The organism is Pseudomonas sp. NBRC 111123 (assembly GCF_001320205.1).
Classification (GTDB): domain Bacteria; phylum Pseudomonadota; class Gammaproteobacteria; order Pseudomonadales; family Pseudomonadaceae; genus Aquipseudomonas; species Aquipseudomonas putida_J.
Map to the genome: position 1 here is coordinate 53,216 of NZ_BCAZ01000014.1, position 18,755 is coordinate 71,970.

The window sequence follows — 18,755 nt, forward strand, 5'->3', positions numbered from 1 at the left end:
GAGCCTCCATTCGTAGTATGCGAATGGGCGCCGTTGTGCGTTAAGCGTCCGCAGAAGCGGACAACGCCCCATCCGAGCCTGACAGGGTGACCCTGCTGCAGCGCCCCTCGGGTGGGTGGCGGGCATGGTGCCGCTGTGGGCAGCCATGTGAAACGGCAGCGATTATAGCCTCGGCTGTGTGACACACCCAAGGCTTTCTGTCGATTTATCGCGACGATAGTCGATGTTCAATGGAGCGCTGGCGGCCGCTCTGCCATCATTACTTCACGTTAGCCAAGCAGGTCAGGAGTACAGATGAACTTTCACACCCGCAAATGGGTAAAACCCGAAGACCTCAACCCCAACGGCACGCTGTTCGGCGGCAGCCTGCTGCGCTGGATCGACGAAGAAGCGGCAATTTATGCCATCGTCCAGCTGGGCAACCAGCGAGTGGTGACCAAGTACATGTCGGAGATCAACTTCGTCAGTGCTTCGCGTCAGGGCGACATCATTGAATTGGGCATCACTGCCACCGAGTTTGGCCGTACGTCGATCACCCTCAAGTGCGAAGTGCGCAACAAGATCACCCGCAAGAGCATCCTGACGGTCGACAAGATGGTCTTCGTCAACCTGGGCGATGATGGTTTGCCGGCAGCCCATGGGCGGACCGAGATCAAGTATGTCCAGGACCAGTTCCCGGACTCCGCGGTCGAGTGACTATTCTGGGGCTGCCTTGCAGCCCTTTCGCGACACAAAAGCTGCTTCCACAGGAGACTGCAATTTTCTGTAGGAGCGGCCTTGCGTCGCGATTGGGCCGCAAGGCGGCCCCGGCATTCTCAAGGCTGTGTGCTGACCTTGCGCACCACCCGGCCAATGCTCAAGCCCTGCACCAGGATCGATGACAACACCACGATGTAGGTGATCGACAGCAGCAGGTCACGTTCCTCGCCCAATGGCAGCGACAGCGCCAGGGCCACCGAAACCCCGCCACGCAGTCCACCCCAGGTCAGTACCCGTACGGTGCCTTTCGGCACGGGCCGCCAGCGCCGCAACAGCACGATCGCCGGCGCCACGGTCAGCAGGCGCGACAGCAGCACGGCCAGTGCCAGCACACCGCCCGCCGCCAGGTGCAGCCAGTTGAACGGAAGCAGCAACAGCTCCAGACCGATCAGGGCGAACAGCAGGGCATTGAGCATGTCGTCGATCAGTTCCCAGAAACCGTCCATGTAGCGGCGGGTCATGTCGTTCATCGCCAGGTTGCGCCCCAGGTTGCCGATGATCAGGCCGGCGACCACCATGGCGATCGGCGCCGAAACGTGCAGCTCGTAGCACATTGCCGAACCGCCGATCACCAATGCCAGGGTCAGCATCACCTCGACCTGGTACTGCTCGACGCTTTTGATCATGCGGTAGGTGGCATAGCCGATCACGCCGCCGAACAAAACGCCGCCAATGGCCTCGCGCGCGAACAGGATGGCGGTGTCGGAGACGCTCGGTGTTTCGCCCAGCTGGATGATGCCCAGCAGCACGGTGAACACCACGACTGCGGTACCGTCGTTGAACAACGATTCACCCACGATGGTGGTCTTCAGGGGTTTGGAGGCGTTGGCGGTACGCAGTGCACCCAGCACGGCGATCGGGTCGGTCGGGGAGATCAGTGCGCCGAACAGCAGGCAATAGATCAGTGGCACCTGCCAGCCGAACAGGGCGAAAACCCAGTGCGACAGGTAGCCGATCACCACGGTGGCGATCAGCACCCCCAGGGTGGCCAGCAGGCCGATCGGCCAGCGGTAGCTGCGCAGGTCGCTGAGGTTGACGTGCAGTGCGCCGGCGAACAGCAAGAACGCCAGCATCCAGTGCATCAGCAGGTCGTTGAAATCGATCTGGTTCATCAGGCCTTCGACGCGTTCTTCCAGGCCAGGAAAGCCGATCAGGCTCAGGCCCTGCAACATCAGGGAGAACAGCAATGCCGTGACCATCACGCCGATGGCGGGTGGCAGGCCGATGAAACGGTAATTTACATAGGTGAGGAGGGTGGTGAGGCAGATAAACGCGGCAACTAATTCAAGCATCCCGATTCCTGTGACAATGGCTTCCAAGTCGTTACCCGAATGACTCGGGCAGTTCTTTGATGATCTGGCGAGGGTCTCGGGACACAGGATTTGACCAGGATTGTTGAAATCGTTCCGGGTATTCACTGCTAGAGGAGGCATTATGGCGGCCGGGCGCTGCATCTCCATCGGCGAACACATCACAGGCAACTCGCCCCCCAACGCTATATATTCATCCCTCAAAACGTCACAAGGACCCCAAGGCGTGCTGGCAACTTCCCTGGTATTGGTCGCCGCCCTGCTGCACGCGACCTGGAACACCCTGATCAAATTCAGCGGCGAGCGCCTGCTGGTGATTGCCAGCATGGATGTGGTGGCGCTGGTATTTGCCGTGCTCGCCGTGGCCTTCACCGAGTTCCCGCCCGCCGGGATCTGGCCTTGGCTGCTGGCGTCGGCGCTAGCCGAACAGGTGTACCGCTTTCTGCTGATCCAGGCCTATCGGGTCGGTGACCTGGGGCTGGTCTATCCTCTGATGCGCGGCCTGTCGCCGCTGGTGGTGCTGGGGCTGACCCTGGCATTTGCCGGTGAGTCGCTCAGCCAGCAGCAGATCATCGGCATCCTGCTGATCCCGTGTGGCATGGCTTGCCTGTTGTGGCAGGGTGGCGGGGGCGAGCGGTTGCCTTGGTCGATGCTGCCGGTGGTGGCGCTGATCGGCCTGTGCATTGGCTGCTACACCTGGTTCGACGGCCAGGCGGTGCGGTTGTGGGGTAAACCCTGGGACTACCTGGTGTGGTTGACGCTGCTCAGTGCCTGGCCATTCCCGCTGCTGGCCGGCGTGGCGCGGCGGGCGCCGTTCGTGCTGTTCTGGCGTACACAATGGCGGCTGGGGCTGGCGGTGGGCTTTTGCGTGCTGTTCAGTTACGCACTAGTGCTGTGGGCCATGCACCTGGGCTCGGTGGCCGAAGCGGCGGCCTTGCGCGAGTTGAGTGTGATCCTGGTGGTGCTGCTGGGCATGCGCTACCTCAAAGAACCTTTTGGCGGGCCGAGACTCCTAGCTTGCGGGCTGGTCCTGGCGGGCATGCTGGTGATGAAGCTCTAACCCATTTTCGAACAAGGAGTCATGAGCATGACCGTTGCCCTGTGGTGCATCCTGATCGCGCTGCTGTTGAATCCGCTGTGTGCCTTGATTGCCAAGGTGAGCAGCGGCCGTTTCGGCCTGAAGGACAATCATGATCCGCGGGCCTTTCTCGACACCTTGTCGGGCCTGCCACGGCGTGCCCATGCTGCGCAGCAGAATGGCTACGAGGCCTTCCCGGCCTTTGCTGCGGCGGTATTGGTGGCGGATATCGTCGGCAATGCCGAGCAGGTGACCCAGGATGTGCTGGGGGTGATGTATATCACCAGCCGTTTGCTGTACATCATCTGCTACCTGGCCGATTGGGCTGCTTTGCGGTCGCTGGTGTGGTTTGCCGGGCTGGCGATCATCGTGGCCTTCTTCGGGGTATCGGTCTGATACCGAGTCGCCTGATTCGCGGGTAAACCCGCTCCCACAGGGTCTCCACAGGCCTGGAGACCTGTGCAGTACTTGTGGGAGCGGGCTTGCCCGCGAAGCACCCGGCAAATATCAGAGCACTTTCGGCACTTCAGGCAGCGGCTTGCCTTTAGGCCAGAGCATCCAGATCTGCCCCTGCTGCTTCATGTTGCCCGCCAGTTCACCGGCCTCAGGCCCGGTCCCCCAGAACAGGTCCGCTCGCACTTCGCCAGCAATAGCCCCACCGGTATCCTGAGCACCCACCGGGCGCACCACCGGCGTGCCGTCGGGGCGTGTGGTCGACAGCCACAGCAAGCTGCCCAGGGGGATCACCTTGCGGTCGATGGCCACGCTGTAGCCGGCTGTCAGTGGCACGTTCAGCGAGCCGCGTGGCCCTTCGTTGCTGTCCGGGCGGGCACTGAAAAAGACGTAGCTGGGGTTGCTGGCCAGCAGTTCCGGCACACGCTGAGGGTTGGCCATGGCCCAGGCGTGGATGCTGCCCATGGTCACGTCTTCTTTTTTCAACTGGCCTTGCTCCACCAGCCAGCGGCCGATTGGGCGGTAGGGGTGGCCGTTCTGGTCGGCATAACCGAGGCGCAACTGGCGACCATCTTCCAGCTGGACCCGGCCTGAGCCCTGGATCTGCAGGAACTGCAGGTCCATCGGGTCGGTCAGCCAGGCCAGCACGGGCGCCTTTACGCCCTCGCGGCTGATCACCTCGGCGGTGTCGTAGGGCTTGAGCACGCGACCGTCCAGGCGGCCACGCAGGCGCTTGCCCTTGAGTTCGGGGTACACGCTGGCCAGGTCGACCACGACCATGTCATCGGGTACGCCATAAACCGCCACGTGTGCCGCTTCGGTGCGCTTCAGGCTGCCAGGGTAGACGGGTTCGTAGTAACCGGTGATCAGGCCGTTGGCGTTGTTATCGGCGGAACGCAGGCCATAGACCTGAAGGTTCTGCTCGAGGAAGGTACGTATCTGGGCGGCGCTGGCCGTGTTGCTGCCGGCTGCTTCGCAGGTGGCGGCCCACACCGGGTCGCGCTTGAGCTTCTCGCAGCCGCTGCGCCAGGCATAGAAGCCGGCCATCAGGTCTTCATCGCTGACCGCAGGCAGGTCTTTCCAGGTGGCCGGGGCATAGGTGGCGATGGCGTGAGGCTCGGGCTTGGCATTCTCGCCGCCGTTGCAGCCGACCAGTAAAGCGAGTGCCGGGAGTGTCCAGGCCAAGTGGCGCAGGGCAGATTTCATCAGTGGGTACCTATGGCTGGCGAACATGAAAATTCGCCCTTGTTATTTATGTGGCTATTGGTCTTTGCCCGACGGCCGGCGATACTGGCCGGCCCTTTGCGTAGGCTGAAGTGACCGTGATGTTCAAGCGATTGACCGTAGTACTGCTCGCTGCCCTTGCCCTGACGGCCTGTGACCGGGTCGACCCGAACTCGCCGCTGGGCAAACGCAAGGCAATTTTCAAGGACATGCTCAAGACCAGCGAAGACATGGGTGGCATGTTGCGCGGCCGGTTGCCTTTCGATGGGGTGAAGTTCGCCGATGGTGCGTTGAAGCTCGATGGCCTGGCCCACGCGCCGTGGCAGCATTTTCCCCAGGTGCGTGATGAGGGCGACAGCAGCGCGCGAGCGGAGGTGTGGGAGCGGCAGGCGCGTTTCCATGACCTTGCCCGGCAACTCGAGGGCGTGACCGGTGAGTTGGTCGACGTGACGCGGACCCAGCCGTTGGATGCGGCGCAATTGAAGGCACCGATGGACAAGGTCGAAGCGGCGTGCAAGGCGTGCCATACCGAATTCCGCAATCATTGATCGCCTGGGTCAACAGGCGATCAGGCAAGATCAGCGGTCCAGGTCGTCCACGGCTTCCTGCAGTTCTTTACGGGACTCGGCAAGCTTGTCCTTGCGCTTGTTGATTTTTTCCGCGTCGCCTTTTTTCTCGGCCTTTTTCAGGTCTTTCTCGCGCTGTGCCACCTCGTGACGAGCCTCGAGCACTTTCTGCTCGCGCTCTTTGCGCAGGCTGGCGTCGGTGCAATTGTCAACGCCACGCAGTGCTTCCTCGAGCCCTGCCACCTGGTCGCTGTTGCCGTGGTCGCGGGCGATTTTCAGCTGGTTTTCGATGGCACTGCGCTTGGCGGCGCAACCGGTCAGGCCCGCGTCGGGCTGGGCGGCTTGGGCAACACCGGCAGCGAGTCCAAGTGTGGTCAGCAGAGCCAGGGTGGAAATCAATTTCATCAGAGCCTCCTTGAGGGGGCGGGGCAGCAAAAGATGGGGCAAATCCTGCCTTGCTTTTGACGATTTAGGAACCCTTGTTGGATATTTCTGGGGCAATCGTGGCATTTACCTACCTCAGATTTTGTTAAAACTCATTGCCTCTCACGGGTGGCAACATCAGCAAACCCCTCGATGCCGCGTTCACTCAGCTGTTGAGCCAAGGCCTGCACGGGCTGCTCAGCAAAAAAAGCTTGTAACTGGCTGGCGCGGGTTGCACCCATACCGGGCAAGGCTTGCCATTGCGCGGCCGAGCGCCTGGCGAGGGCTGCCCAATCGCCTTCGAGCGGTGAGTTGCGTGGTATCGGCACGCCCAGACCGCTGACCCACTGGGCGAACGGCCTGCTGCGGCCGGCCTCGAAGCTTCGTTGCAGGCGCCTGGCGCTGGTTTCGCTGATGCCAGGTAGCTTAGCCAGTCGCTCGGCGTCCAGCGCCAGCCAGTCTGCCAGCGACGTTACCAGCCCGGCCTGTACCAGCCTTCGCCAGGTTGCGGGCCCAGTGCCCGGCATGGCCAGGCCTTGTTTGCCACTGAGCCAGGTGAGGCGGGCAACAAACTGTTCTTCGCACTGTTCATCAGCCTGCCAGCAAGTCAGGGGGCCGTATTGATCCAGCGCAGGCGTTGTTACGGTGCGGCGCTCGGTGGCGCGGTGCACGACTTGCTCGAAACGCGGAATGGTCAGCCCCGCCAGGCTTATTGCAACCTGGTCTCCAGGGCGAATGTCGAGAGCCTGCCAGCGAGCCAGGGAGCCCAGGCTCACCTGGGCAACACGGCGGTCGTCGAGATGCACCGGTTGCAGCTTCAGGATGGGCGTGATTCTGCCCGTGCGGCCGATGCGAAAGTGCACGTCACGTACCTCGGTCAACGCTTGGCTAAAGGGGTATTTCCAGGCCGCAATCCAGTAAGGTGCATTGGCCTGCCAGCGTTCGGCGGATGGCCGTGAGTTCTGGCGCAGGATCACCCCGTCCGTGGCAAAGGGCAGGGCAGTGCGATACCAGTGCTGGCGCCAGTGCGCAGCCTCGTCAGCACGGTTGATGGCCACGCTGAAGCGTTGACTGTCGGGGAAACCCAGCGTAGCCAGCTGCGCCACCCGCTCGCCTTGGTCGCTCGGCCCATGCGGCCAATCCCAGACAAACAGCCCAATGTCTGCGCCTTGTTCATGGTCCAGCTGCTTGCGCGCCAACAGCCCCGCGACAGTGGCGCGAGCATTGACGCTGCCGGCCTGCGCTTGCACATGTTCAGCCAGGCGCATGTAAAGCTCCCCTTGCAGGGTCAGGTCCAGCGGGCTTGGCAGGTGCCGGGTTATGCCTTCGAGCGCGTCGATATGTCGACTCCAGTCATGGCCCTGGGTGCCGTCACCGCGACTGAGCAGCTGAACCAGCCTGCCTTGCCGATAGACCAGGGTCACCGCGACGCCATCGACCTTCGGTTGCAGCCAGACACCTGTCTTGCCGTCCATCCATTTGGTCACGGCCTGTTCGTCTGGCAGCTTGTCGACGCCGGTGTGGCGGATCGGGTGGGCAATTGGCCCGCGTGCGCTGGCCAAAGAGTCCAGCTCGCTCTCCAGCGCGAAGCACCCTTGCAGATGCAGCAGGCGTATTCGGCTCTGGTCATAGACTTCGTCGGGCACCAGGGACGTGCCCAGCCGATGGTAATGGTCATCCCACTGGCGAACCGTCTCGCGCAGGCGGGTGACTTCTGCGCGCGCCCGTTCGGCCGACCAGCTCGGGCAGCCAGTGGCTTGCGCGTTGTACGACAGAAAAATCAGGAAAAAGAGCAGCAATGGCATTGCCAGCTTCCTTGCTTGGCGGGGGGCGGCCTCAGCCTAGGTAACGGGAGCGAGCGTTGCGCCGCGCAGTTGTCAGCCGATATGTCATGAAAAAGCCCCTGCCGATCACTCGGCAGGGGCTTTCATATACCGCTGTAGGAGAATTACAGGCCGGCAGCGTCACGCAGCGACTGGGCGCGGTCGGTACGCTCCCAGGTGAAGGTGGTGAAGGTGTCGTCGCCGACAGTCTTCTGCTGCGGTTCGCGGCCGAAGTGACCGTAAGCAGCGGTTTCCTGGTACATCGGGTGCAGCAGGTCGAGCATCTTGGTGATGGCGTACGGACGCAGGTCGAAGCACTCGCGCACCAGCTGGATGATCTTGTCGTCGGAGACCTTGCCGGTGCCGAAGGTGTTGATCGAGATGGAGGTCGGCTGGGCCACGCCGATGGCGTAGGACACCTGGATCTCGCAACGCTCGGCCAGGCCAGCGGCAACGATGTTCTTGGCCACGTAGCGGCCGGCGTAGGCGGCGGAGCGGTCGACCTTGGATGGGTCTTTGCCGGAGAACGCGCCACCACCGTGACGGGCCATGCCGCCGTAGGAGTCGACGATGATCTTGCGGCCGGTCAGGCCGCAGTCGCCCACCGGGCCACCGATGATGAAGTTGCCGGTCGGGTTGATGTGGTACTGGGTGCCCTTGTGCAGCAGCTCGGCCGGCAGGGTGTGCTTGACGATCAGCTCCATCACCGCTTCCTGCAGGTCTTTTTGCGAGACTTCAGGGTTGTGCTGGGTCGACAGAACGATGGCGTCGATGCCGACTACCTTACCGTTCTCGTAGCGGCAGGTGACCTGCGACTTGGCGTCCGGGCGCAGCCACGGCAGCAGGCCGGACTTGCGTGCTTCGGCCTGGCGCTCGACCAGACGGTGCGAGAAGCAGATAGGCGCTGGCATCAGCACGTCGGTTTCGTTGCTGGCGTAGCCGAACATCAGGCCCTGGTCGCCCGCGCCCTGGTCTTCCGGCTTGGAGCGGTCGACGCCCTGGGCGATGTCTACCGACTGTTTGCCGATGATGTTCATCACGGCGCAGGTGGCGCCGTCGAAGCCAACGTCGGAGCTGTTGTAGCCGATGTCGATGATGACCTTGCGCACCAGCTCTTCCAGGTCGACCCAGGCAGAGGTGGTGACTTCGCCGGCGATGATGGCGACACCGGTCTTGACCAGGGTTTCGCACGCAACGCGGGCGTATTTGTCCTGGGCGATGATGGCATCAAGGACCGCGTCCGAAATCTGGTCGGCGATCTTGTCCGGATGCCCTTCGGACACGGACTCGGAGGTGAAAAGGGAGTATTCGCTCATCTCGACGGGTTCCTAAAATTTACCGATGGTGAGTGTCGCCAGCCGTCCGCTGAAAATGGCGGACCTGGATCTGGAAACCGTTACGCAAGCCCACATAGAGGCTGTCCCCGGGGGCCAGCCCGGCTGCAGTGGCCCAACGGGCCAGGTCGTCCTGCTCGAAACCGAGCCAGAGGTCGCCGCAGGCTTCCCGCGCCCAACCCTGGTCATGGCTGCACAGTTCGGTGACCAGCAGGCTGCCGCCCGCCTTCACCCGTTTGGCCAGCTGGCGCAGGGCCAGGGCCGGGTCGCTGAAATGGTGCAGGACCATGTTCAGCACAACGCAGTCGGCTTCCACATCCGTTGCACCCAGTGCATCGGCCAACTGCAGGTTTACATGACTCAGACGTTCGCGTTCGCAGACCTGCCGTGCCAGCTCGAGCATGGTCGGGCTGTTGTCCAGGGCGGTGACCTTGGCAAAGCGCCGTGCCAGGTCTGGCAGGAAGCCGCCATCGCCAGGGCCGACTTCCAGCGCGCTGGCGGCCGGCGCGAAGTTCAGCTTGTCGAGCAGCGCCAGCAGGCTCTCGCGATATTGCGGCAAACCGGCGATCAGGTCTTGCTGGGCGCGGAATTTCTCTTCCACGCGCAGGAAGAAGTCCTGGCTGGTGGCGGCGCGGCGTTGTTGCACCTGGGCGATACGCGCCTGCACATCTTCCGGCAAGGTCAGGTCGTCGACCTCATCGAGCAGGGCCATGTGCAGGCGCCCGCCGAAGCGCTGGCTGTCGGGCAGGGCGCGGCGGTAGAAGATCGCATTGCCTTCGCGCCGCGTGGCCACCAGCTCGGCCTGGGCCAGCACCTTGAGATGGTGGCTCATGCCCGATTGGCCGACGTCGAAGATCTGCGCCAGCTCCAGCACGCCGAACGAATCACTGGCCAGGGCGCGCAACACGTTCAGACGCAGCTCATCGCCACTGGCCTTGCACAGGGCGGCCAGTGTGTCGCTTTGCTGAGGGATCGGTTGCGCGCGAAGGTTCATGGGGCGGCAGTCTAGACAGGCAAGGCTGCCCCCGCAAGATCAATATCAAAAAGTTTTGATATTGGCGACAAGCTGCAAGTCTCACGCTTCAAGCTGCAAGCTTTAGAGCGGTTCGCGCCGGGTTTCACGCGTTTCTTGCAGCTTAAAGCTTGCCGCTTGCCGCTTTAATGTTTGCCCCCGGCCCCCGCAGTGGGCGAAAATGGCAGCCTTTTTCGTAACACCACCTCTTTCAAGCCCCAGGAGATAAGCGATGCCCAGCCGTCGTGAACGTGCCAACGCCATTCGTGCCCTCAGCATGGATGCCGTGCAAAAGGCCAACAGCGGCCACCCAGGTGCCCCCATGGGCATGGCGGATATCGCCGAAGTGCTTTGGCGCGACTATCTGAAACACAACCCGAGCAACCCGAAGTTTGCTGACCGTGACCGCTTCGTGCTGTCCAACGGCCACGGCTCGATGCTGATCTACTCGCTGCTGCACCTGACCGGCTACGACGTCACCATCGATGACCTCAAATCGTTCCGCCAGCTGCACAGCCGCACCCCGGGCCACCCCGAGTTCGGCTACACCCCAGGCGTAGAAACCACCACTGGCCCGCTGGGCCAAGGCCTGGCCAACGCCGTGGGCTTTGCTCTGGCAGAGAAGGTCCTGGGCGCCCAGTTCAACCGTGACGGCCATAACATCGTCGACCACAACACGTATGTGTTCCTCGGCGACGGCTGCATGATGGAAGGCATTTCCCACGAAGTTGCCTCGCTGGCCGGCACCCTGGGCCTGAACAAGCTGATCGCCTTCTACGACGACAACGGCATCTCTATCGATGGCGAAGTGCACGGCTGGTTCACCGACAACACCCCGGCGCGTTTCGAAGCGTACAACTGGCAGGTCATCCGTAACGTCAACGGCCACGATGCCGACGAAATCAAGATGGCCATCGACACCGCGCGCAAGAGCGACCGTCCGACCCTGATCTGCTGCAAGACCATCATCGGTTTCGGCTCGCCGAACAAGCAGGGCAAGGAAGACTGCCACGGTGCACCGCTGGGCAACGACGAAATCGCCCTGGCCCGCAAGGAACTGAACTGGAACCACGGTCCGTTCGAAATCCCGGCCGACATCTACGCCGAATGGGATGCCAAAGCCGCCGGTGCCAAGGCCGAAGCCGACTGGAACCAGCGTTTCGACGCGTACGCCAAGGCCTTCCCGGAACTGGCTGCCGAATTCAAACGCCGTGAAAGCGGCGAGCTGCCGGCCGACTTCAGCGAGAAGGCCCAGGCCTACATCAACGAAGTGGCCGCCAAAGGCGAAACCATCGCCAGCCGCAAGGCCAGCCAGAACGCACTCAATGCCTTCGGCCCGATGCTGCCTGAGTTCCTCGGCGGTTCGGCTGACCTGGCCGGCTCCAACCTGACCCTGTGGAAAGGTTGCAAGGGCGTCGAAGCCAACGATGCCAGCGGCAACTACGTGTTCTACGGCGTGCGCGAGTTCGGCATGACCGCGATCATGAACGGCGTTGCCCTGCACGGCGGCCTGGTGCCTTACGGCGCGACCTTCCTGATGTTCATGGAATACGCCCGCAATGCCGTGCGTATGTCGGCGCTGATGAAGCAGCGTGTGATCCACGTTTACACCCACGACTCCATCGGCCTGGGCGAAGACGGTCCGACTCACCAGCCGATCGAGCAGCTGACCAGCCTGCGCAGCACGCCGAACCTGGATACCTGGCGCCCAGCCGACGCCGTCGAATCGGCTGTGTCCTGGAAGCACGCCCTGGAGCGCAAGGACGGCCCATCGGCGCTGATCTTCTCGCGTCAGAACCTGCAGCACCAGGACCGCGACGCCCAGCAGATCGCCGACATCAGCCGTGGCGGTTACGTGCTGAAAGACTGCGCCGGCGAGCCTGAGCTGATTCTGATCGCCACCGGTTCCGAAGTGGGCCTGGCCGTTCAGGCGTTCGACAAACTGACCGAACAGGGCCGCAAGGTCCGCGTCGTGTCGATGCCGAGCACCAACGTGTTCGACGCCCAGGACGCCGCCTATAAGCAGTCCGTACTGCCGCTGGAAGTCGGTGCGCGCATCGCCATCGAAGCTGCCCACGCTGACTTCTGGTACAAGTACGTCGGCCTGGAAGGTCGTATCATCGGCATGACCACCTACGGAGAGTCGGCTCCGGCCGCTGCACTGTTCGAGGAGTTCGGCTTCACCCTGGAAAACATCCTGGGCACCGCCGAAGAGCTGCTGGAAGACTGATTCTGACTGTGCGAGGCGAGGGCGTTGCCCTCGTTTCGCGACGCAAGGCCGCTCCTGCAAGGTATGGCGTACACCGTACCTTGCAGGAGCGGCCTTGTGTCGCGATGGGTCGCCACGCGGCCCCCATAGCCATCATGCGTTAGCGAGCCACCAATGCCCCACCCGCGTCCTTACAAAGTTGCACTCAACGGTTACGGCCGCATCGGCCGCTGTGTCCTGCGCGCACTGTTCGAGCGGGGGGCAAAGGCCGGTTTCGAGATCGTTGCGCTGAACGACCTGGCCGATCAGGCCAGCATCGAATACCTGACACGCTTCGACTCCACCCACGGGCGTTTCCCCGGCGAGGTGAAGGTCGACGGCGATTGTCTGCATATCAATGGCGACTGCGTGAAAGTCATGCGCAGCGCCACCCCTGAAGGCATCGACTGGGCCGACCTGGGAGTCGATCTGGTGCTGGAGTGCTCTGGTGTCTATCACACCCGCGCCGATGGCCAGCGTTTCCTCGATGCCGGCGCGCCGCGCGTGTTGTTCTCGCAGCCTATGGCCAGCGAGGCCGATGTCGATGCCACCGTGGTCTATGGCATCAACCAGCATTGCCTGACCGGCAGCGAACGCCTGGTGTCCAATGCCTCCTGCACCACCAACTGCGGCGTACCGCTGCTGCGCGTGCTGGACCAGGCATTCGGCATCGAGTACGTGCAGATCACCACCATCCACTCGGCGATGAACGACCAGCCGGTGATCGACGCCTATCACCACGAAGACCTGCGCCGTACGCGCTCGGCCTTCCAGTCGGTGATCCCGGTGTCCACTGGTCTGGCGCGCGGCATCGAACGCCTGCTTCCGGAACTTGCCGGGCGAATCCAGGCCAAAGCGGTACGTGTGCCGACCGTCAACGTCTCGTGCCTGGACATCACCCTGCAAACCGCCCGCGACACCCATGCGGCCGAGGTCAACCGGGTGCTGCGCGAGGCCGCGCAGAGCGGCCCGCTCAAAGGCCTTTTGGCCTACACCGAGCTGCCTCACGCCAGCTGTGATTTCAACCATGACCCGCATTCGGCCATCGTCGATGCCAGCCAGACCCGCGTTTCAGGCCCTCGCCTGGTGAACTTGCTGGCTTGGTTCGACAACGAATGGGGGTTCGCCAACCGTATGCTCGACGTTGCCGAACATTATCTGCACGTCGTCCACCCAACCCGCAGCAAACAGCCCTGAAGGACTGCATTCATGACCGTGTTGAAGATGACCGACCTCGACCTGCAAGGTAAGCGCGTACTGATCCGCGAAGACCTCAACGTGCCTGTGAAGGACGGTGTGGTAACCAGCGATGCGCGTATCCTGGCAGCGCTGCCGACCATCAAGCTGGCCCTGGAAAAGGGTGCGGCGGTAATGGTCTGCTCGCACCTGGGCCGCCCGACCGAAGGCGAGTTCTCTGCCGAGAACAGCCTCAAGCCGGTTGCCGACTACCTGAGCAAGGCACTGGGCCGCGAAGTACCGCTGGTTGCCGACTACCTGGGCGGCGTTCAAGTGAACGCAGGTGACCTGGTGCTGTTCGAGAACGTGCGCTTCAACAAGGGCGAGAAGAAAAACGCCGACGAGCTGGCACAGCAGTACGCCGCCCTGTGCGACGTGTTCGTCATGGACGCCTTCGGTACCGCTCACCGTGCCGAAGGCTCCACCCATGGCGTGGCCAAGTTCGCCAAGGTCGCGGCCGCCGGCCCACTGCTGGCGGCCGAGCTGGACGCGCTGGGCAAGGCCCTGAAGGCCCCGGCCAAGCCAATGGCGGCCATCGTCGCCGGCTCCAAGGTGTCGACCAAGCTGGACGTGCTGAACAGCCTGAGCAGCGTCTGTGACCAGTTGATCGTCGGTGGCGGCATCGCCAACACCTTCCTGGCTGCTGCCGGCCACCCGGTTGGCAAGTCGCTGTACGAGCCTGACCTGGTCGAAACCGCCAAAGCCATCGCCGCCAAGGTCAGCGTGCCGCTGCCGGTCGACGTCGTGGTTGCCAAAGAGTTCGCCGAAACTGCCGAAGCGACCGTCAAGGCCATCGCAGACGTAGCTGCCGACGACATGATCCTGGATATCGGCCCGCAGACCGCCGCCAATTTCGCCGAGCTGCTGAAGTCGTCGAAGACCATCCTGTGGAACGGCCCGGTCGGTGTGTTCGAGTTCGATCAGTTCGGCAACGGCACCAAGGTGCTGGCCAAGGCCATCGCCGAAAGCGCTGCGTTCTCCATCGCAGGGGGTGGCGACACCCTGGCCGCTATCGACAAATATGGCGTCAGCAAGGATATCTCCTACATTTCTACCGGTGGCGGTGCTTTCCTCGAGTTCGTCGAAGGCAAAGTGCTGCCAGCCGTGGCGATCCTGGAAGAGCGGGCAAAAGCCTGACAATGGTGGCGCCTGGCAAAGGGAGCGGCCTGATGGTCAAACAATTGCCTGTGATGATCCTGGCCGGCCTGCTGGGCGCCTGCTCCAGCGGGCCGTCGTCGGATGCCGACCCGGCGCAGCCGCCCAAGGGCGGTTGCTACCAGTCCGAGTGGCAGGCCGAGACCGTGCCGGTCATCAACAAGCGCGTAGGCCCGGAAGGCCTGGAAAAGTATGACGAAGAACACCAGCGCCAGGCGCCGGGTTGCCCTTGAAGCGAGTAGCGGCACCGAGTGTTTCGTCGGGGCAGGCAACCAAGCGACCGCTCTGTGGTCATCTAGAGGATATGTAATGAAAGCGCTGCTGGCCTCGATGGCCCTGGCGACACTGGCAGGATGCTCGCTGATACAGCCTGCACCGTCCGCCCCGGCGGACAACTGGACCCGCTGGGTTTGCGACACTCAGACCGAAGTGCTATGGCGCTTCGCTGATGCTCAACGGGACCAGGTTGACGTACGTCTCGGCGGCGGCGACCAGGTCTATAGGCTCAAGTCCGAGCCGGGCGCCTCTGGCGCGCTGTACAGCGATGGCGTGCTGGCCTTCCACACCAAGGGCGAAGAAGGCCTGGTGTACTGGGTGGCAACCAACGATCTGATTGGGCGGGGCTGCAAGGCACCGTGACTGGCCGGGCCGCACAGGCGGCCCACACTACTTGAACAGCAACCGCCCCTGCGGCAGGCTTGCACGAAACAAACGACGCTTGTCGGGAGAGAGATACACAATGGCACTCATTAGCATGCGCCAGATGCTGGACCACGCCGCCGAGTTCGGTTACGGCGTTCCGGCTTTCAACGTCAACAACCTCGAGCAGATGCGCGCCATCATGGAAGCGGCCGACAAGACCGACTCCCCGGTGATCGTCCAGGCTTCGGCCGGCGCCCGCAAATACGCCGGTGCCCCGTTCCTGCGCCACCTGATCCTGGCCGCCATCGAAGAATTCCCGCACATCCCGGTGTGCATGCACCAGGACCACGGCACCAGCCCTGACGTGTGCCAGCGTTCCATCCAGCTGGGCTTCAGCTCGGTGATGATGGACGGCTCGCTCGGCGAAGACGGCAAGACCCCGACCGACTACGAGTACAACGTCCGCGTTACCCAGCAGACCGTGGCCATGGCCCACGCCTGCGGCGTTTCGGTGGAAGGCGAGCTGGGCTGCCTGGGTTCGCTGGAAACCGGCATGGCCGGTGAAGAAGACGGCATCGGTGCCGAAGGCGTGCTGGACCACAGCCAGATGCTGACCGACCCGGAAGAGGCCGCCGACTTCGTCAAGAAGACCCAGGTGGACGCCCTGGCCATCGCCATCGGTACCAGCCACGGTGCTTACAAGTTCACCAAGCCACCTACCGGCGACGTGCTGGCCATTGACCGCATCAAGGAAATCCACAAACGCATCCCTAACACCCACCTGGTGATGCACGGTTCTTCCTCGGTACCGCAAGAGTGGCTGGCGATCATCAACCAGTACGGCGGCGACATCAAAGAGACCTACGGCGTACCGGTCGAAGAGATCGTCGAAGGTATCAAGCACGGCGTGCGCAAGGTCAACATCGACACCGACCTGCGCCTGGCGTCCACGGGTGCCATGCGCCGGCTGATGGCTCAGAACCCAAGCGAGTTCGACCCACGCAAGTTCTTTGGTGAAACCGTGAAGGCCATGCGTGACGTGTGCATCGCCCGTTACGAAGCTTTCGGCACTGCCGGCAATGCCTCGAAGATCAAGCCGATCTCCCTGGAAGGCATGTTCCAGCGCTATCTGAAAGGTGAGCTGGCCGCCAAGGTCAACTGATCCACAGGTGCAGCCCTGAAAAACCCGCAGCGATGCGGGTTTTTTTATGCGTCGAAATCCTGCAAGGCTACCGTTAGTCGGCTACCGTGAAACTTATTCACTGATAGCGATCTGATTGCATTGCTTGTCGGATCCGCAGGTCTAGAGTATTAATCGGATCCAATAGCACGTCGAAGTCGGTCAAACAAGAGAAGCAGCATGGATGGCGCTTACCCTCAACCACTGGAAGGCAAGTCGGTTCTTCTGGTGGTCGACGATTACCCGGAAAACCTCATTAGCATGCGAGCCTTGCTGGCGCGCAACGATTGGCACGTATTGACCGCAAACTCGGGGATGGAAGCCCTGGGTACGTTGCTTGAGCACGAGGTCGATCTGGTGCTGCTCGATGTGCAGATGCCCGAAATGGACGGTTTCGAAGTGGCGCGCCTGATGCGCGGCAGCCAGCGAACCCGGCTGACCCCGATCATTTTCCTCACCGCCAACGAGCAGTCCGATGCTGCCGTGCTCAAGGGCTATGCCAGCGGTGCTGTGGATTATCTGTTCAAGCCGTTCGACCCACAGATACTCAAGCCCAAGGTGCAGGCGCAGCTGGACCAGCAGCGTAACCGGCGCATGCTGCAGCGGCTGACGTGCGAGCTGGAAGCCGCCCGGGCGTTCAATGCCTCGATCCTCGAGAATGCCGCCGAAGGCATCCTGGTGGTCGATGCCGAGGGCGTCATCAGCTTTGCCAACCCGGCAATCTCGCGCTTGATGCATACCCCGGTCGAGCAACTGCAGGGTGCCAACCTGCTCGATCTGCTGCAGTTGGCCAACGCCACCCTGTGGAGCGAATCCGAGTTCCACAACGCCTACCTCGCGCGGCAGATCGTGCGGGTCCATGATGCCCACCTGCGCCTCCCAGGTGGGCAGCTGGTGCCTGTGGCCCTGTCATGCGCGCCGTTGCCGGCGGAGCAGCAGGCCATGGTGGTCACGGTGCTGGACATGTCGGTGGAGCGCAACCTGCATCAGCAACTCGAATACCAGGCGGTGACCGACCCCTTGACCGGGCTGCTCAACCGCCGCGGGTTCTACCAGGCTGCCGAAGGCGTATTACTGCGCGGCGAGCGCTCGAACAAGGTTCAGGCGCTGATGTACATGGACCTGGACGGCTTCAAGCGGATCAATGACTCGTTGGGCCATGAGGCCGGAGACAGGGTGCTGCGCTGGGTGGCCGAGCAGATCAAGGACTGCCTTGGCAGCGAGGCGCTGCTGGCGCGCATGGGCGGTGATGAGTTCACCGCGCTGTTCGACGGCTTGCCATACCCGGAACAGGCCGGGCGCCATGCCGAGAAGCTGCTTGAGCGGGTGTCGATCCAGCAGCAGGTGGAGGGGCTGGATGTGTGCCTGGGCGTCAGCATCGGTATCGCCACCTACCCCGACTGTGGCGGCAATGTCGAAGGCCTGCTGCGCGCCGCCGACACTGCCATGTACGCAGCCAAGCAGGCCGGTCGCCAGCAGTATCGCTTCTATGATCAGGAACTAAACGGCCGCGCCCGCTCACGGCTGATGCTTGAGGACAGCGTGCGCAATGCCATCGAGGTCCAGGATTTCAGCCTCGTGTACCAACCCCAGGTGGCCTTTGCCGATGGCAAGCTACGAGGTTTCGAGGCCCTGCTGCGCTGGCAGCACCCGAGCGTTGGCGATGTGCCGCCAGGGCTGTTCATACCCTTGCTGGAGGAAGCACGGCTGATCAACCGCCTGGCCAGCTGGATCTACCGCCAGGGGGCCGCGCAGCGTCAAGCCTGGTGCCAGTGTTTCGCCCCGGAGCTGGTGTTGGGTATCAGCCTGAGCCGCGCGCAATTTTCCATGCCCAGCCTGATCGATGAACTGCAGCGGGTGATTCAGGGTTACCAGCTCGACCCGGCGCAACTGGAAGTCGAAGTGGCCGAGACCTCGCTGATGTACAACATCGACACGGCGATCAAACAGATTCATCGCCTGCGCGGGCTGGGCGTACGTGTGGCACTGGACGATTTCGGTGCTGGCGACTGCTCGCTGCGCATGTTGCGCGACCTGCCTATCGACACGTTGAAACTGGACCGCCATCTGGTGGCGCGCCTGCCGGACTCTGCGGCGGATACGGCGTTGGTGCGCAGCGTCATCGGCCTGTGCGCAGACTACGGGATCACCGTGATCGCGGAAGGTGTCGAAACACAGGCCCAGGCTGCGTGGCTGAAGGCAAACGGTTGCGCTTACGTGCAGGGCTTTCTGGTCGCGCACCCGATGACGGCAGTTGATGCCACTGGCTTCCCGGCGATTTTTCCCTGGCTGCGGCCGTGATTGGCTAGAAT

General features: G+C 62.8%; 17 protein-coding genes and 1 riboswitch. Of the genes, 11 read left to right on the forward strand and 6 right to left on the reverse strand.

What is annotated here, in order from left to right; translation table 11 throughout:
* Window positions 1-18: 18 nt before the first annotated feature.
* A riboswitch (S-adenosyl-L-homocysteine riboswitch) is annotated at window positions 19-115 on the reverse strand.
* A 179-nt stretch (window positions 116-294) separates the two neighbouring features.
* Window positions 295-696 carry an acyl-CoA thioesterase gene (locus APH27_RS09810; RefSeq protein WP_027920675.1) on the forward strand — a complete coding sequence of 134 codons (402 nt, stop codon included), beginning with the start codon at window positions 295-297 and terminating at the stop codon, window positions 694-696.
* A 119-nt stretch (window positions 697-815) separates the two neighbouring features.
* On the opposite strand, the gene APH27_RS09815 is transcribed toward APH27_RS09810, so the two are convergent.
* The gene (locus APH27_RS09815) at window positions 816-2,051 is read right to left on the reverse strand and encodes a sodium:proton antiporter (protein ID WP_027920676.1); all 1,236 of its coding nucleotides are present in this window, start codon (window positions 2,049-2,051) and stop codon (window positions 816-818) included.
* Window positions 2,052-2,295: 244 nt separating this feature from the next.
* Between APH27_RS09815 and APH27_RS09820 the strand changes: the two genes are divergently transcribed.
* Together APH27_RS09820 and APH27_RS09825 are read left to right on the forward strand one after the other, a co-directional pair.
* Window positions 2,296-3,129 (forward strand): EamA family transporter, encoded by an 834-nt coding sequence (locus tag APH27_RS09820; RefSeq protein ID WP_027920677.1) that lies wholly within the window; start codon window positions 2,296-2,298, stop codon window positions 3,127-3,129.
* A 27-nt stretch (window positions 3,130-3,156) separates the two neighbouring features.
* Window positions 3,157-3,543, forward strand: a complete 387-nt coding sequence (locus APH27_RS09825) for an MAPEG family protein (protein ID WP_060484679.1) — start codon at window positions 3,157-3,159, stop codon at window positions 3,541-3,543.
* Window positions 3,544-3,654: 111 nt separating this feature from the next.
* On the opposite strand, the gene APH27_RS09830 is transcribed toward APH27_RS09825, so the two are convergent.
* Entirely contained in the window at window positions 3,655-4,806 is a 1,152-nt protein-coding gene (locus APH27_RS09830) for a murein transglycosylase A (protein WP_060484680.1), read from the reverse strand.
* Window positions 4,807-4,925: 119 nt separating this feature from the next.
* Here APH27_RS09830 and APH27_RS09835 point away from each other — a divergent pair, with 119 nt between their 5' ends.
* Complete coding sequence (locus tag APH27_RS09835; RefSeq protein ID WP_027920680.1) at window positions 4,926-5,372, forward strand: cytochrome c; 447 nt, start codon at window positions 4,926-4,928, stop codon at window positions 5,370-5,372.
* A gap of 30 nt (window positions 5,373-5,402) precedes the next feature.
* Here APH27_RS09835 and APH27_RS09840 read toward each other — a convergent pair whose 3' ends face one another.
* The 4 genes from APH27_RS09840 to APH27_RS09855 all read right to left on the reverse strand — a co-directional run bounded on the left by APH27_RS09840 (window position 5,403) and on the right by APH27_RS09855 (window position 9,964).
* On the reverse strand, window positions 5,403-5,795 hold the full coding sequence (locus APH27_RS09840; RefSeq protein WP_027920681.1) for a DUF1090 domain-containing protein: 393 nt from the start codon (window positions 5,793-5,795) through the stop codon (window positions 5,403-5,405).
* A gap of 131 nt (window positions 5,796-5,926) precedes the next feature.
* Entirely contained in the window at window positions 5,927-7,618 is a 1,692-nt protein-coding gene (ligB, locus tag APH27_RS09845; RefSeq protein ID WP_060484681.1) for an NAD-dependent DNA ligase LigB, read from the reverse strand.
* Window positions 7,619-7,761: 143 nt separating this feature from the next.
* Window positions 7,762-8,952 (reverse strand): methionine adenosyltransferase, encoded by a 1,191-nt coding sequence (gene metK, locus APH27_RS09850; protein WP_060484682.1) that lies wholly within the window; start codon window positions 8,950-8,952, stop codon window positions 7,762-7,764.
* A 19-nt stretch (window positions 8,953-8,971) separates the two neighbouring features.
* Entirely contained in the window at window positions 8,972-9,964 is a 993-nt protein-coding gene (locus APH27_RS09855) for a metalloregulator ArsR/SmtB family transcription factor (RefSeq protein WP_027920684.1), read from the reverse strand.
* A 250-nt stretch (window positions 9,965-10,214) separates the two neighbouring features.
* Between APH27_RS09855 and tkt the strand changes: the two genes are divergently transcribed.
* The 7 genes from tkt to APH27_RS09890 all read left to right on the forward strand — a co-directional run bounded on the left by tkt (window position 10,215) and on the right by APH27_RS09890 (window position 18,744).
* Window positions 10,215-12,212 (forward strand): transketolase, encoded by a 1,998-nt coding sequence (gene tkt / locus APH27_RS09860; protein WP_060484683.1) that lies wholly within the window; start codon window positions 10,215-10,217, stop codon window positions 12,210-12,212.
* A gap of 153 nt (window positions 12,213-12,365) precedes the next feature.
* On the forward strand, window positions 12,366-13,427 hold the full coding sequence (gene epd, locus APH27_RS09865; protein WP_027920686.1) for an erythrose-4-phosphate dehydrogenase: 1,062 nt from the start codon (window positions 12,366-12,368) through the stop codon (window positions 13,425-13,427).
* A gap of 12 nt (window positions 13,428-13,439) precedes the next feature.
* Window positions 13,440-14,603 (forward strand): phosphoglycerate kinase, encoded by a 1,164-nt coding sequence (locus APH27_RS09870; protein WP_027920687.1) that lies wholly within the window; start codon window positions 13,440-13,442, stop codon window positions 14,601-14,603.
* A gap of 32 nt (window positions 14,604-14,635) precedes the next feature.
* The gene (locus APH27_RS09875; RefSeq protein WP_027920688.1) at window positions 14,636-14,854 is read left to right on the forward strand and encodes a hypothetical protein; all 219 of its coding nucleotides are present in this window, start codon (window positions 14,636-14,638) and stop codon (window positions 14,852-14,854) included.
* A gap of 76 nt (window positions 14,855-14,930) precedes the next feature.
* Window positions 14,931-15,260, forward strand: a complete 330-nt coding sequence (locus tag APH27_RS09880; RefSeq protein ID WP_027920689.1) for an MliC family protein — start codon at window positions 14,931-14,933, stop codon at window positions 15,258-15,260.
* 100 nt (window positions 15,261-15,360) lie between these two features.
* The gene (gene fba, locus APH27_RS09885; protein ID WP_008093958.1) at window positions 15,361-16,425 is read left to right on the forward strand and encodes a class II fructose-bisphosphate aldolase; all 1,065 of its coding nucleotides are present in this window, start codon (window positions 15,361-15,363) and stop codon (window positions 16,423-16,425) included.
* A 198-nt stretch (window positions 16,426-16,623) separates the two neighbouring features.
* Window positions 16,624-18,744, forward strand: a complete 2,121-nt coding sequence (locus APH27_RS09890) for a bifunctional diguanylate cyclase/phosphodiesterase (protein ID WP_060484684.1) — start codon at window positions 16,624-16,626, stop codon at window positions 18,742-18,744.
* Window positions 18,745-18,755 lie beyond the last annotated feature (11 nt).